Here is a 13,313-nt window from a genome sequence, read left to right as displayed (position 1 = left end):
GCGCCGTCGGATTATTCGCCCTATGATCCGCTCGTCCACCCGTCCTACCGCAGACCGAGGCCCCCGCTCCCCCGGCCGCCGGGCTGGCTCCCCGTCGCGGTAGTGGCGGTCGGCGTCGTCGCCGCTCTGCTCGCCACGCTGAACCGACCAGGGATCGGACTGGTCATCACCGGCGTGGCGGCGGGGCTGACGGCGCTCGCCGCCCTCATGGCGCGGCCCGCCCTCACGGAGGACGACTCCGAGGAGTCGGCCGAGGCCCGGACGGGCCCCGAGGGCTCCCAGCCGACCGACGAAGCCGCGACGGCACGGGAGGCCCTCGACGGGGACACCCCCGCGGAGGAGCCCGAACCGGACACGGCATCCGAACCCGGCGAGGCAGACGGCCACGACGCGGCCGCCGGGTCCGAGGAGTCCGCTGGTCCCCTGGAACGCACGGGAGCCGAGGGGGCGGAATCAACGGCCGAGGCCGGAGGACACGGAGCGGCCGCCGAGGCCCGGAAGGCGATGGACCCCGAGGACTCCCAGGCGACCGACGAAGCCGCCACCGTGGCACCGGAGCCCCCCGAACCAGACGCGGCCACCCCCGAAGCTCCCGGGGGCACTGATGCCGGTGAGGCCGCCGAGGCCCGGGAGGCGACGAATTCCGAGGACTCCCAGACGACCGGCGAGACCGCCACTCCCCGGAAGGGCGACGGGACGGACACGCCCCGGGAAACCTCCGAGCCCGGCGCGGCCGCCGGGAACGAACGGGCGAACCCGCCGCACCGCCCCCAGGGACCCGGCGGCGCCCCCTGGCCCTCCCCGGGACACCCGCCCCACCCCGCCCACGGCCCCCACCCCGCCCAGGCGTACAACACCGCGTGGGGACACTCCCCCTGGCCGCCGTACCCGCGACAGCACCCCCACCGGGCCGCGCCCGCCCCCTGGGGAACCGCCCAGGCTCCCCCACCCGTGGTGCCCGTCCCCGAACCGGAACCCGAACGCCACAGCCGTGCCTGGTCGGCGGTCTTCGGCGTGCTCGCCGCCGTGCTGCTGGCCACCGCCGCCGTCCGCGACGCGGGCTGGGTCCTCGTGTGGACACTGACCGGCGCCCTCCTCCTGGCCTCGCTGGCCTTCGCCGTCCACAACCCCGCCTCCCGGCGCGGCCCCGTCAGCGTGCTCGTCGGGAGCCTGGCGCTCTTCCGGCACCTTCCGGCGAGCCCGCGCCTGCTGTTCAGCCCCCTGCGCTCCGGCCGGGCCCGAGGGCTCGTGGCCCCCGCCGTGCTCACCGCGGTCGTCACCGCCCTGCTGCTGACCGTCTTCGGCGTGCTCCTCGCCTTCGCCGACCCCGTGTTCGCCAACTACTTGGCCCGACCGTTCGAGAACATGGACCTCGGGACGGTCGTCTCCCGCCTGTTCGGCGGCGCCCTGACCGTCCTCTTCACGGGTTCGGCCGTCCTGGCCGCCCGGCGGCGCCCGGCGCCCCGCTACGGGCCGGTCCCACCCCCCGAGTCCGGACCGAACTGGCCGATGTGGGTCTGGAGCATCCCGCTCGGCTCCCTCATCGCGCTGTTCACGGCGTTCGTCGCGGTGCAGGGCGCGGTGATGTTCGGCGGCGACGACTACGTCCAGTCGGTCACCGGGCTCATCTACGCCGAGTACGCCCGGCAGGGCTTCTTCCAGCTCGTCGTGGTCAGCTTCCTGGTCCTGGGCGTCATCGCCCTGACCACGGCGCTGGTCCCGGCCCGGGAGAGGGCCGTGCGCACCACGCGCAACGTCCTGCTCGGTCTGCTGTGCCTGCTCACCCTCGTCATCCTCGCCTCGGCGATGATGCGGCTCCAGCTCTACATCGACGTCTTCGGGCTGACGCGCATGCGGGCCGGCGCCGAGGCGTGGATCCTGTGGAGCGGCGCGGTGTTCGTCCTGGTCATGGTGGCGGGTCTGGTCAACACGCTCGGCCGCTCCACCACCTGGCTCCCGCGTGCCACGGTCGCACTCTCCGCGGTCGCACTGGCCGTGTTCGCCTACGGGAACCCGGATCTGCGCATCGCCGAGAGCCACCAGGACCTCGACCTGACCACGGTCGACACCTGGTACCTGGACACCCTGTCCGCCGACGCGGTCCCCGGACTCATCGAGTTGGAGGAGGACGACCGGGTCTGCGCGCTCCTGGCGCTCCAGGACCGCCTGGAGCGCCCCGACCACGGGGGCCTCGCGTCGTGGAACCTGTCCCGCAGCCAGGGACGGCGGCTGTTGGCGGAAGCGGGGCCGTTCGACTACGTCGACCAGTTCAACGCGAACTGCATCGACTCCTACCGTCCCTGACACCCGTCGGCGGCGACGGCCGCGCTCCGGGTTCCGGGCGACGAGCGCCCGGAACCCGGACGGCCCGCTAACCGGCGAAGCGGTCCGTGGCCTCGATGAGCCGGTCGAGGATGCCGGGCTCGTTGTAGGCGTGCCCGGCGTCGTCGACGATGTGGAACTCCGCCTCCGGCCAGGACCTGTGCAGGTCGTAGGCGGTGTGGACGGGTGTGCAGACGTCGTAGCGCCCCTGCACGATCACCCCGGGGATGTGCCGGATCTTCTCCGCGCCGTCGATGAGCTGGTTCGGGGTCAGGAAACCGCGGTTGGAGAAGAAGTGGTTCTCGATCCGCGCGAACGCCAGCGCGTAGTCCTCGTCGGCGTGCTGGCTGCGGATCTCCTCGTTGGGCAGCAGGGTGACCGTGGACCCCTCCCACACGCTCCACGCGCGGGCGGCCGCGAGGCGCACGTCGCGGTCGGGGTCGTTGAGGCGCCGCTCGTAGGCGGCGATGAGGTCGTCGCGCTCCTCCTCGGGGATCGGCGCGAGGTAGGACTCCCACAGGTCCGGGAAGAGCATGGACGCACCCTGCTGGTAGAACCAGCGCAGCTCCTCGTCGCGCAGGGTGAAGATCCCGCGCAGGATGAGCTCGCTGACCCGCTCGGGGTGGGTCTGCGCGTAGGCCAGCGCCAGGCAGCTACCCCAGGACCCGCCGAACACCTGCCACGTCCGCACGCCGATCATCTCGCGCAGACGCTCCATGTCCTCCACCAGCGTCCACGTGGTGTTCGCGGACAGGTCGGAGTCCATCCGGCTGGCGTGGGGGACGGACCGACCGCAGTTGCGCTGGTCGAACAGCAGGACGCGGTACCGCTCCGGGTCGAACAACCGCCGGTGGGCGGGGTTGCAGCCCCCGCCGGGGCCACCGTGCAGGAACACCGCGGGCTTGCCCGCGGTGTTGCCGCACAGCTCCCAGTAGACGCGGTTTCCGTCGCCGACGTCGAGCATTCCGGAGTCGTACGGCTCGATGGACGGGTACAGGGTGCGCAAGGCTTGTGACCTTTCCGAGTGCGAACCGCCGGACGGTCGTCCGGCGGGCAGAACAGACATACGAGGGGGGCGGGTCCTCCACGCCCCGGTTCCCGGCCGAGGCCGTACGGACACCGTCAGAGGCGTCCGAGGAGTTCGGCCTTCTTGGCACCGAACTCCTCGTCGGTGAGCAGCCCCTCGGCGTGGAGCCGTCCCAGTTCACGGATGGTGGCGAAGATCGTCTCCGCGTCCTGCTCGGTCGAGGGGGACGGACCGGCCCCGGGCAGTGCCGCCGCCTCCGGAACCGGGGACGGGGTGAGGTGGGCGTTGATGGTCGCCGCCATGAGGAGGGTCTCGTCACCGCCCTTGGTGCCGTGGGAGGCGAGGGTGAAGAAGTCGTGCTCGATGTCGGTGGCCTCCGAGACGGTCACGCCGCGCAGTTCGATGCGCAGCAGGCCCTCGGTCAGGTCGACCGGCGGGAGCCAGCGGGCCTCGGCGATCTCGGTGAGCCGGAACTCGCGCGCCTTCTCCTTCTCCTTGGCCGAACCGGCCATCAGGCCGTCCCACTGGATCCGGACACGGGTGCCGTCGAAAGTGGCCGACCCCTCGGCTGTGCGGGCCTGGAACGGCAGGCGGGCGACCAGCCCCCGGGCCACCTGTCGCGGGTCGGGGACACCGTCGGCGGTCTCCCTGGCCAGGCGGACGGTGGAGGTGAGTTCGTCGGCCACGTACTCGGCGACGAGTTCCCTGTCGTGCGGCCCGGTGAGCAGGAGCGGGGACGTTCCGCCCCGGCCGGGCACGCCCAGGTTCGCGTACGGGTCGGCGCCGTCGACCAGCCGCAGCCGCAGCCGCCACCCGCGTTTGCGGTCGCCGCGGTCGAACTCGATCTCACGCACCGCCGCCAGCGGAACCGCGCACTCCCCCAGGTGCTTGAACAGGGTGGGGACCCTGCGCCCCGAGTCAAACCCGAGCCGAACCGTCTGCCCGTCGAATCGCCAGGTTCCGTGGTGTCCGCGCAGTTCCTCCATGCGGCCCATGGTAGGGCGCGCGGACCGCAGGCGTCGCCCGCGCGCTTACCGGGTAGGACCTGCTGGGCACACCGTTCACAGCGCCCCACGCGGGCCGAGCGCGCGGACGGGCCACCCCGTCCGCGGATCCCGAACCGGAGGTCGCCGACGATGTCGAAAGAGAGGGCCGCCGAGGGCGCGGCGGAGTTCCGGGCCGCCCGTGACCTGCTGCTCCGGCACCGCGAGGACCAGCCCAGAGCGCACCGGGAGTTCAGCTGGCCCCGGCCCGACCGGTTCAACTGGGCCCTGGACTACTTCGACGCGCTGGCCGAGACCATCCCCGACCGCACCGCGCTGTGGATCGTCGAGGAGGACGGGAGCGAGGCCAAGTACACCTACCAGCACCTGTCCGAGCGCTCCAACCAGGTGGCCAACTGGCTGATCGGCCAGGGCGTGCACCCGGGCGACCGGATCATGCTCATGCTCGGCAATCAGGTCGAACTGTGGGAGACCACACTCGCGGCGATCAAACTCGGTGCCGTCGTCTGCCCGACGGCGCCCATACTCACCGAGAGCGACCTCGTCGACCGGCTGGACCGGGGCGACGTCGCGCACGTGGTGTGCTCCCCCGCGGAGACCGAGAAGTTCGCGCACCTGCGCGGCCACTGGACGCGCGTCTGCGTCGGGTACATGGACGGCTGGCTGAGCTACCCGGACTCGGAGCACGCCGCCCTGGACTTCACGCCGCCGCGCCCGGTCGGCGCCGACGACCCCCTGCTGCTGTACTTCACCTCCGGCACGACCTCCCGGCCCAAGCTGGTCTCCCACTCCCAGCGCTCCTACCCGGTCGGCCACCTGTCGACGATGTACTGGCTCGGCGTCCAGCCCGCCGACATCCACCTGAACATCTCCTCCCCCGGCTGGGGCAAGCACGCCTACAGCAGTGTGTTCGCCCCGTGGAACGCCGAGGCGACCTCCCTGGTGGTGAACCAGGCCCGGTTCGACCCCGAGCGGCTGTTGGACCAGGTCGTCCGCTGTGGCGTGACCACCATGTGCGCGCCGCCCACGGTGTGGCGCATGCTCATCCAGACCGACCTGACCTCCTGGAGCGTGCGGCTGCGCGAGGCGGCCGCCGCGGGCGAGCCACTCAACCCGGAGGTGGTCGACAAGGTGCGCGACGCCTGGGGGATCACCGTCCGCGACGGGTTCGGGCAGACGGAGACGACCATGCTCGTCGGCAACGCTCCCGGGCAGTCCGTCGTGCCCGGGTCGATGGGCCGCCCGCTGCCCGGCTACGACATCGTGCTCACCGACCCCACCACCGACGAGAGGACCGAGACGGGGGAGATCTGCGTCGACCTGTCCGGGGACCCGGTGGGGGTGATGACGGGGTACGCCGACGGCACCGACATGACCCGTGACGTGACCCGGCTCGGCCTCTACCACACCGGTGACCTCGCCGCCCGGGACCCGCGCGGCTACATTACCTATATCGGCCGGATCGACGATGTGTTCAAGGCTTCGGATTACCGCATCTCACCATTTGAACTCGAAAGTGTGCTCGTTGAGCACGAATTCGTCGCCGAGGCCGCGGTCGTCCCCTCCCCCGACCCGCTGCGCCTGTCAGTGGCCAAGGCCTACATCGCCCTGGCCGAGGGCGTGCCCCCGGACGCGGACACGGCCCGCGCCATCCTGACCTACTCCCGAGAGCGTCTCTCCCCTTACAAGAGGGTGCGCCGCCTGGAGTTCACCGATCTTCCGAAGACCGTCTCGGGTAAGATCCGACGTGTACAACTACGGCGGGCCGAAGCCGAGCGCGGCACGGTCACCGACGGCCAGCGCAACCAGCGCGAGTTCTGGGAAGAGGATCTTCCGGGGCTGAAGGACTGATCTGCGCCCCCGGAGCGGAATGGACTCAGGAATTTCCGTCCCACATAGTGAGACGAATCTTTTCCGTGTCTCGTCCGTGTGGTGTTTCCCATCCCGTGTGCGACGCCGACACCCCACACGACCGCGTTCGACCGGCCCGGGCCGCGCTACTGTCAGTCGCGGCGACAGCCAGCACCGACCGAGGGACCGAGGGGAACACGATGCCGAGCACCAACGACACACGGGTGGCGAGTTACCAGCCACTCATCGCCCCCGGGGACCTGCTCAAGGAACTGCCCCTGGGCCACGAGCGCAACTCCCTCGTCGAGGAGTCGCGCGCCGAGGTCAAGCGCGTGCTCGACGGAGAGGACGACCGCCTCCTGGTCGTCGTGGGACCCTGCTCGGTCCACGACCCCGAGTCGGCGATGGACTACGCCCGACGCCTGATCGGCCTCGTGCCTTCCCTGCGCGACGACCTGTGCGTGGTCATGCGCGTGTACTTCGAGAAGCCGCGCACCACCGTGGGGTGGAAGGGCCTGATCAACGACCCGCACCTGAACGACACCTACGACGTCCACCACGGCCTGCGCATCGCCCGCCAGCTCCTGCTGGACATCAACTCTCTGGGACTGCCCGCGGGCACCGAGTTCCTCGACCCGATCACGCCCCAGTACATCGCCGACGCCGTGACCTGGGGCGCGATCGGCGCCCGCACGACCGAGAGCCAGGTGCACCGCCAGCTGAGCAGCGGGCTGAGCACCCCGGTCGGCTTCAAGAACGGCACCGACGGCGACGTTCAGGTCGCCGTGGACGCCGTCGGCGCGGCCGCGGCCTCGCACACGTTCTTCGGCGTCGACCCGACCGGCGCCGGATCGGTCGTGGTCACCGAAGGCAACCCCGACTGCCACGTCATCCTGCGCGGCGGACGGAGCGGCCCCAACTTCGACGCCGAGCCGGTCGAGGCCGCGCTCGACGTCATCGGCCGAGCGGGCCTGCCGCGCCGGCTGATGATCGACGCCAGCCATGCCAACAGCGGCAAGGACCACACCCGCCAGCCCGGTGTCTCCTCCGCCATCGCCGAGCAGGTCGCCGGGGGGCAGACCGGCATCATCGGCGTCATGCTGGAGAGCTTCATCGTGGAGGGCGCCCAGAAGCTGGGCGACCCGGCCGCGCTGACCTACGGCCAGTCGATCACCGACAAGTGCATGGGCTGGGAGACCACCGAGCACGTGCTCTCCGAGCTGGCCGAAGCCGTGCGCCAGCGCCGCAAGAACGCCGCCTGAGCCAGGTCGGACGCGGACGCCGCGAAGACACGGTGTGGGCCCGGCGCGCGCCGGGCCCACACCGTGTCACGAACACGCGGGGCGGCGACCCACCGCCGGACACATCAGGCGGCGGCCTCCGGCGGCAGCACACCGAGTTCGACCAGCAGCTCCCGACCGACCCGCTCACGCAGCTCCAGCTGTGACTCGTCCTCGATGTCCACCCGCAGGGCGAAGGTGTGCACATCGTCCCCGTACTCGACCCAGCCGACCCACCACCCCGGCGACGGGTCCACGGTCCCGCCCCATCCGGTCTTGGCGAAGAGGGCGTGGTCACCGACCTCGTCGACCATCGCGATCTCGCGGACGGCGCGCTGGTGCCGCTCCTCCACCGGCAGCTCAGCCCGGGCCAGGCTCGCCAGGAACACGGTCTGCTCCATGGGGGTGACCTCCAGCGGACCCTCCAACCAGAACCGGTCCACCGCGTCCGCGCCGCCGATCTCGCGATTGCCGTAGTCGAACCGGTCCACCCAGGCCGCCATCCGGTCACGACCGACCCTGCGCGCGATCTCCTGGTAGACGGGCACGTTGGACGCGGGCAGGGCGTCACGCATGCTCATGTCCCGCTCCCACTCCGGGACCGGCTGCGGCTCACCGCCGTAGGGGACGACCTCGTCAACGTCGGCAACCGCGCCCGCCTGCAACGCGATCACCGAGTTGACCAGCTTGAACGTGGACGCGGGCACACTGCGGCGGTGGGCCTCCTGCGGATCGACGACGATGGCCGACCGCTCACTCGTGTCATAGAGGACGAAGGTGCCCTCCACCCCCGCCTCGTCGAAGACCCGTTCCAGGTCCTCCCGCTCCACCGAGGGAACGTCGCCACCCGCCCGGTCGACGGGCCGCGCGTCGCCGCGGACGTGACCCGCGGTCTCCGGAACCACTGTGGAGCACGCCGCTCCCACCAGAACGGTCACCGCACCCGCCGCGACCGTCAGCACCACCCGACGGCCCGAAACCGCCGTCCGTCTCCCCCACCCGATGTCGGTACCCACTCGCGCCTCCCCACGCGTCGGTTCCCGTTCCACCGAACCCAAGCTAACGGCTGCGCCCCCGCGGTAGGGAGGTTTCGGCCGCGCGCCGTGTAAGACCTCGGCCACCCTTGGGAGCCGAGAGCGGCCACTGCTAGGCTGATCATGTTGCTGACCCCGTACGGGAGAGCGCCCGCGTAGCCAATGTGGGCCGCCGAAGGAGCAATCCCTCCCCGATGAAACCTCTCAGGCACAGTGGACCGTACGGGCGAGACCACTCTGGAAAGCAGGGACACGCGTCCCTCGCCGAAGGTGCAAGCCACGCCGAGCACGTGGTGAAGCTCTCAGGCACAGATGACAGAGGGGGAGGATGGCAACGCCACACACGACAGACGCCCATCCTCTCGGGAGTGCCCATGTCAGAGCCCGCGTCCGCGCCCCGCGCGACAGCGCTGCGCGAGATCCACGAACAATCCGGCGCGACCCTGGTCGACTTCGCCGGATGGCTCATGCCGCTGCGCTACGCCAGCGAGACCGCCGAGCACACGGCGGTCCGCGAGGCCGCCGGGCTCTTCGACCTCTCCCACATGGGTGAGATCCACCTGTCCGGGCCGCAAGCCGCCGAGGCCCTCGACCACGCCCTGGTCGGCCACCTGTCCAAGGTGAAGGTCGGCCGCGCCCGTTACACCATGATCACCGCCGCCGACGGCGGAGTCCTGGACGACCTCATCGTCTACCGCCTCGGCGAGGAGGAGTACCTCGTCGTGGCCAACGCGGCCAACGTGTCCGTGGTCGCCGAGGCCCTCACCGAACGGGCCAAGGCCTTCGACGTCGAGGTCACCGACCAGTCAGCCGAATACGCGCTGATCGCCGTCCAGGGCCCGCGCGCGGTGGACATCCTGGCCCCGCTCACCGACGCCGAGCTCGACGGGATCCGCTACTACGCGGGCTACGAGCACACCGTGGCCGGGGTCCCCGTGCTGCTCGCCCGTACCGGCTACACCGGCGAGGACGGGTTCGAGATCTTCATCCGCCCCGCCGACCGCGCCCCGCACGTGTGGAAGACCCTCATGGCGGCGGGCGCCGAGTACGGTCTGGTCCCCGCCGGACTCTCCGCTCGCGACACCCTGCGCATGGAAGCGGGGATGCCGCTGTACGGGCAGGAGCTCACCGCCGACCTCACCCCCTTCGACGCCGGTCTCGGCCGCGTGGTCAAGTTCGACAAGCCGGGTGACTTCGTCGGCCGCGCCGCCCTGGAGGAATCCGCGCGCACCGCGCGCGAACGCCGCCTCATCGGCCTCGCCTCCCGCGGCCGCCGCCCGCTGCGCAAGGGCCAGGACGTCCTGCGCGACGGCGCCGTCGTCGGCACCATCACCAGTGGCGCGCCCTCACCCACCCTGGGCCGCCCCATCGCCATGGCCTACGTGGACGGCGACCTCGACACCACGACCGGCGCGTTCACCGTGGACGTGCGCGGACGCGGTGAGGACGTCGACGTGGTCGAGCTGCCGTTCTACAAGCGGCAGTCGTGACAGCCCGGGCCCCACACCCCTGGGGCCCACCCACCCCCACGGCGGGATCCCCGACCCGGGGACCGGCACGTACGGGGTGTGACCAGGCGTAGGCCGGGCCGGGGCGCCGCACGCGCGCACGGCAGGATGAAGGTATATCTCCAAGGAGAGTCGAAGTGAGCGTTCCCACGGAGCTGGGTTACACCGACAAACACGAGTGGGTCCGGATCGAGGACGGTGTCGCCACCGTCGGGATCACGGAGTTCGCCGCCGAGTCGCTGGGCGACATCGTGTACGTCGAGCTCCCCGAGGCGGGCACCGAGGTGACCGCCGGGGAGACCTGCGGCGAGGTGGAGTCCACCAAGTCCGTCAGCGACATCTACTCGCCGGTGAACGGTGAGGTCGTCGAGGTCAACGAGGCCCTCGAAGACACACCGGAGACGGTCAACTCCAGCCCCTACGAGGAAGGGTGGCTGTTCCGGGCACGGGTCTCCGGGGAACCCTCCGACCTGCTCTCCGCCGAGGAGTACCAGGCTCTGACCAAGGATGAGGAGTAGGCCTCCGATGGCTACCGACAAGACCGTGCTCAACCAGAGCCTCAGTGAGCTGGACCCGGAGGTGTCGGCGGCGGTCGACGCCGAGCTGGCGCGCCAGCGCGAAACCCTGGAGATGATCGCTTCGGAGAACTTCGCTCCGCAGGCGGTCCTGGAAGCCCAGGGCACCGTTTTGACCAACAAGTACGCCGAGGGCTACCCCGGGCGCCGCTACTACGGCGGCTGCGAGCACGTCGACGTCGTCGAGCAGCTCGCGATCGACCGCGCCAAGGACCTGTTCGGCGCCGAGCACGCCAACGTCCAACCCCACTCGGGCGCCCAGGCCAACACCGCGGTCTACTTCGCCCTGCTCAAGCCGGGCGACACCATCCTGGGCCTGGACCTGGCCCACGGCGGCCACCTGACCCACGGCATGCGCATCAACTACTCGGGCAAGATCCTCAACGCCGTGGCCTACCACGTGCGCCCCCAGGACGGCACCGTCGACTACGACGAGGTCGCCGCCCTGGCCAAGGAACACCAGCCCAAGATGATCGTGGCGGGCTGGTCGGCCTACCCGCGCCAGCTCGACTTCGCGCGCTTCCGCCAGATCGCCGACGAGGTCGGCGCCCTGCTCATGGTCGACATGGCCCACTTCGCGGGCCTGGTCGCCGCCGGCGAGCACCCCAACCCGGTCCCGCACGCCGACGTGGTCACCACCACCACGCACAAGACCCTGGGCGGCCCGCGCGGCGGACTGATCCTGGCCAGGAAGGAGCTGGGCAAGAAGATCAACTCCGCGGTGTTCCCGGGCATGCAGGGCGGCCCGCTGGAGCACGTGATCGCCGCCAAGGCGGTCGCGCTCAAGGTCGCCGCCGGCCAGGACTTCGCCGAGCGCCAGCACCGCACGGTGGCCGGCGCCCGACTGCTCGCCGAGCGGCTGACCCGCCCGGACATGGCCGAGGTCGGGGTCAGGGTGCTGACCGGGGGCACCGATGTGCATCTGGTCCTGGTGGACCTGGTGGACTCGGCGATCAACGGCCAGGAGGCCGAGGACCGGCTGCACTCGGTGGGGATCACGGTCAACCGCAACGCGGTGCCCAACGACCCGCGTCCGCCGATGGTGACCTCGGGTCTGCGGATCGGCACCCCGGCGCTGGCCACCCGCGGGTTCGGTGAGGACGACTTCGCCGAGGTCGCCGACATCATCGCCGAGGCGCTCAAGCCCGAGTTCGACGCCCAGGCCCTGCGGGGCCGTGTGCGGGCGCTCGCGGACCAGCACCCGCTCTACCCCAACCTGTAACACCCACCGCGCGGGGCGCAGCGCGCCCCGCGCGGCCCACACGCCACACCTGTGCTCGACGAGGAGGACAGCCATGGCCATCAGTGTCTTCGACCTGTTCACCATCGGTATCGGACCGTCCAGCTCGCACACGGTCGGCCCGATGCGGGCGGCCCTGACCTTCGTCGAGGGTCTGCGGTCGCGCGGCGAGCTGTCCGTTGTGGCGCACGTGCGGGCGGAGCTGTACGGCTCCCTCGCCCTCACCGGCAAGGGGCACGGCAGCGACACCGCCGTGATCCTGGGGCTGATGGGACACACGCCCGAACACGTGGACGTGGACGCGGTGCCCGCGCTCGTGGAGCGGACGCGTGCTGAGCGGACGCTGTCCCTGGGCGGCCCGGAGGGGCCGGCGGTCGCGTTCGACCCGGCGGTCGACGTCGACTTCCGCCGCAAGGAGAGCCTGCCGGACCACCCGAACGGCATGCGGTTCGTGGCGCTGGACTCGGTCGGCGCCGAGATCTCGGCGAAGGTGTACTACTCCGTGGGCGGCGGGTTCGTCGTCGACGAGCGGGCGGCGGGTGCCGACCGGATCACCGTGGACGAGACCGCGCAGCCCCACCCCTTCGCCACGGCTGAGGAACTCCTCGGCCTCTGCGCGGAGACCGGGATGTCGATCAGTGCGATCATGCTCGCCAACGAGCGGGCGTTCGGCCGTACCACCGCGGAGATCCGGGCCGAACTGCTCACGATCTGGACGGCGATGCGCCAGTGCGTGCGACGCGGCGTGCTGACCGAGGGAAGCCTGCCGGGGGGGCTGAAGGTGCCGCGCCGGGCGCACCGGCTGTACCGACAGCTGGGCGGGGTGTGCGACGACTCGGGCTTGCTGCCGCCCGCCTCGGTGGACTCCGACCCGATGCGCGGCAGCGACTGGATCACGCTGTACGCCCTGGCCGTCAACGAGGAGAACGCGGCGGGGGGCCGGGTGGTGACCGCCCCGACCAACGGCGCGGCGGGGATCGTTCCCGCGGTGCTCCACTACTACCTGCACTTCAGCCCGGGCGCGGGCGACGAGGGCGTCGTGCGGTTCATGCTGACCGCGGCGGCGATCGGCATCCTGTTCAAGCAGAACGCGTCGATCTCGGGGGCCGAGGTCGGCTGCCAGGGCGAGGTGGGTTCTGCGTCGTCGATGGCGGCCGCCGGTCTGGCCGAGGTGCTGGGCGGGACCCCGGCCCAGGTGGAGAACGCGGCGGAGATCGCGATGGAGCACAACCTGGGGCTGACCTGCGACCCGATCGGCGGACTGGTCCAGGTGCCGTGCATCGAGCGCAACGCGCTGGCCTCGGTGAAGGCGATCAGCGCGGCGCGGATCGCGCTGCGCGGCGACGGCAGCCACTTCGTCTCCCTGGACAAGGTCATCAAGACCATGAGGGACACCGGCCGCGACATGCACGACAAGTACAAGGAGACCTCGCGCGGCGGCCTGGCCGTCAACGTCATCGAGTGCTGAGGGC

The 13,313-nt window shown here is 71.3% G+C and carries 10 protein-coding genes and 1 riboswitch; of the genes, 7 read left to right on the top strand and 3 right to left on the bottom strand.

From position 1 onward, the window contains the following. The first annotated feature begins 102 nt into the window (after window positions 1-102). Complete coding sequence (locus KIK06_RS00620) at window positions 103-2,304, top strand: DUF4153 domain-containing protein (RefSeq protein WP_268641479.1); 2,202 nt, start codon at window positions 103-105, stop codon at window positions 2,302-2,304. 67 nt (window positions 2,305-2,371) lie between these two features. On the opposite strand, the gene pip is transcribed toward KIK06_RS00620, so the two are convergent. Both pip and KIK06_RS00610 read right to left on the bottom strand, forming a co-directional pair. Continuing rightward, a complete protein-coding gene (pip, locus tag KIK06_RS00615; RefSeq protein WP_268641478.1) occupies window positions 2,372-3,328 on the bottom strand; it encodes a prolyl aminopeptidase in 957 nt (318 codons plus the stop codon). 116 nt (window positions 3,329-3,444) lie between these two features. Continuing rightward, a complete protein-coding gene (locus tag KIK06_RS00610) occupies window positions 3,445-4,335 on the bottom strand; it encodes a DUF4429 domain-containing protein (RefSeq protein WP_268641477.1) in 891 nt (296 codons plus the stop codon). Window positions 4,336-4,485: 150 nt separating this feature from the next. On the opposite strand from KIK06_RS00610, the gene KIK06_RS00605 reads away from it, so the two are divergent. Then, window positions 4,486-6,204, top strand: a complete 1,719-nt coding sequence (locus tag KIK06_RS00605; RefSeq protein WP_268641476.1) for an AMP-binding protein — start codon at window positions 4,486-4,488, stop codon at window positions 6,202-6,204. 200 nt (window positions 6,205-6,404) lie between these two features. Then, window positions 6,405-7,466: a 3-deoxy-7-phosphoheptulonate synthase gene (locus KIK06_RS00600; RefSeq protein WP_017599802.1), complete on the top strand. Its 1,062-nt coding sequence runs from the start codon at window positions 6,405-6,407 to the stop codon at window positions 7,464-7,466. Between the two features lie 104 nt (window positions 7,467-7,570). On the opposite strand, the gene blaOXA is transcribed toward KIK06_RS00600, so the two are convergent. After that, a complete protein-coding gene (gene blaOXA / locus KIK06_RS00595) occupies window positions 7,571-8,500 on the bottom strand; it encodes a class D beta-lactamase (RefSeq protein WP_327084616.1) in 930 nt (309 codons plus the stop codon). Between the two features lie 148 nt (window positions 8,501-8,648). Beyond that, window positions 8,649-8,749: riboswitch (glycine riboswitch) on the top strand. Between the two features lie 143 nt (window positions 8,750-8,892). Here blaOXA and gcvT point away from each other — a divergent pair. The 4 genes from gcvT (at window position 8,893) to KIK06_RS00575 (ending at window position 13,309) form a co-directional block, all read left to right on the top strand. Further along, the gene (gene gcvT / locus KIK06_RS00590; protein ID WP_268641475.1) at window positions 8,893-10,008 is read left to right on the top strand and encodes a glycine cleavage system aminomethyltransferase GcvT; all 1,116 of its coding nucleotides are present in this window, start codon (window positions 8,893-8,895) and stop codon (window positions 10,006-10,008) included. A gap of 155 nt (window positions 10,009-10,163) precedes the next feature. After that, the gene (gcvH, locus tag KIK06_RS00585) at window positions 10,164-10,544 is read left to right on the top strand and encodes a glycine cleavage system protein GcvH (RefSeq protein ID WP_268641474.1); all 381 of its coding nucleotides are present in this window, start codon (window positions 10,164-10,166) and stop codon (window positions 10,542-10,544) included. A gap of 7 nt (window positions 10,545-10,551) precedes the next feature. Then, window positions 10,552-11,823, top strand: a complete 1,272-nt coding sequence (glyA, locus tag KIK06_RS00580) for a serine hydroxymethyltransferase (protein WP_268641473.1) — start codon at window positions 10,552-10,554, stop codon at window positions 11,821-11,823. Between the two features lie 73 nt (window positions 11,824-11,896). Continuing rightward, entirely contained in the window at window positions 11,897-13,309 is a 1,413-nt protein-coding gene (locus KIK06_RS00575; RefSeq protein WP_268641472.1) for an L-serine ammonia-lyase, read from the top strand. Window positions 13,310-13,313 lie beyond the last annotated feature (4 nt).

The sequence above is a fragment of the Nocardiopsis sp. EMB25 genome, assembly GCF_026797795.1.
Taxonomy (GTDB): Bacteria; Actinomycetota; Actinomycetes; order Streptosporangiales; family Streptosporangiaceae; genus Nocardiopsis; species Nocardiopsis lucentensis.
The sequence above is the reverse complement of the archived record's forward strand: the minus strand, read 5'-3'. Positions and strand labels throughout refer to the sequence as shown.

Excerpts from the sequence above, each read along its gene's own strand:
- KIK06_RS00610 (WP_268641477.1), bottom strand. The coding sequence starts at position 4,335 with ATGGAGGAACTGCGCGGACACCACGGAACCTGGCGATTCGACGGGCAG.
- KIK06_RS00605 (WP_268641476.1), top strand. The coding sequence starts at position 4,486 with ATGTCGAAAGAGAGGGCCGCCGAGGGCGCGGCGGAGTTCCGGGCCGCC.
- KIK06_RS00600 (WP_017599802.1), top strand. The coding sequence starts at position 6,405 with ATGCCGAGCACCAACGACACACGGGTGGCGAGTTACCAGCCACTCATC.
- gcvT (WP_268641475.1), top strand. The coding sequence starts at position 8,893 with ATGTCAGAGCCCGCGTCCGCGCCCCGCGCGACAGCGCTGCGCGAGATC.
- glyA (WP_268641473.1), top strand. The coding sequence starts at position 10,552 with ATGGCTACCGACAAGACCGTGCTCAACCAGAGCCTCAGTGAGCTGGAC.
- KIK06_RS00575 (WP_268641472.1), top strand. The coding sequence starts at position 11,897 with ATGGCCATCAGTGTCTTCGACCTGTTCACCATCGGTATCGGACCGTCC.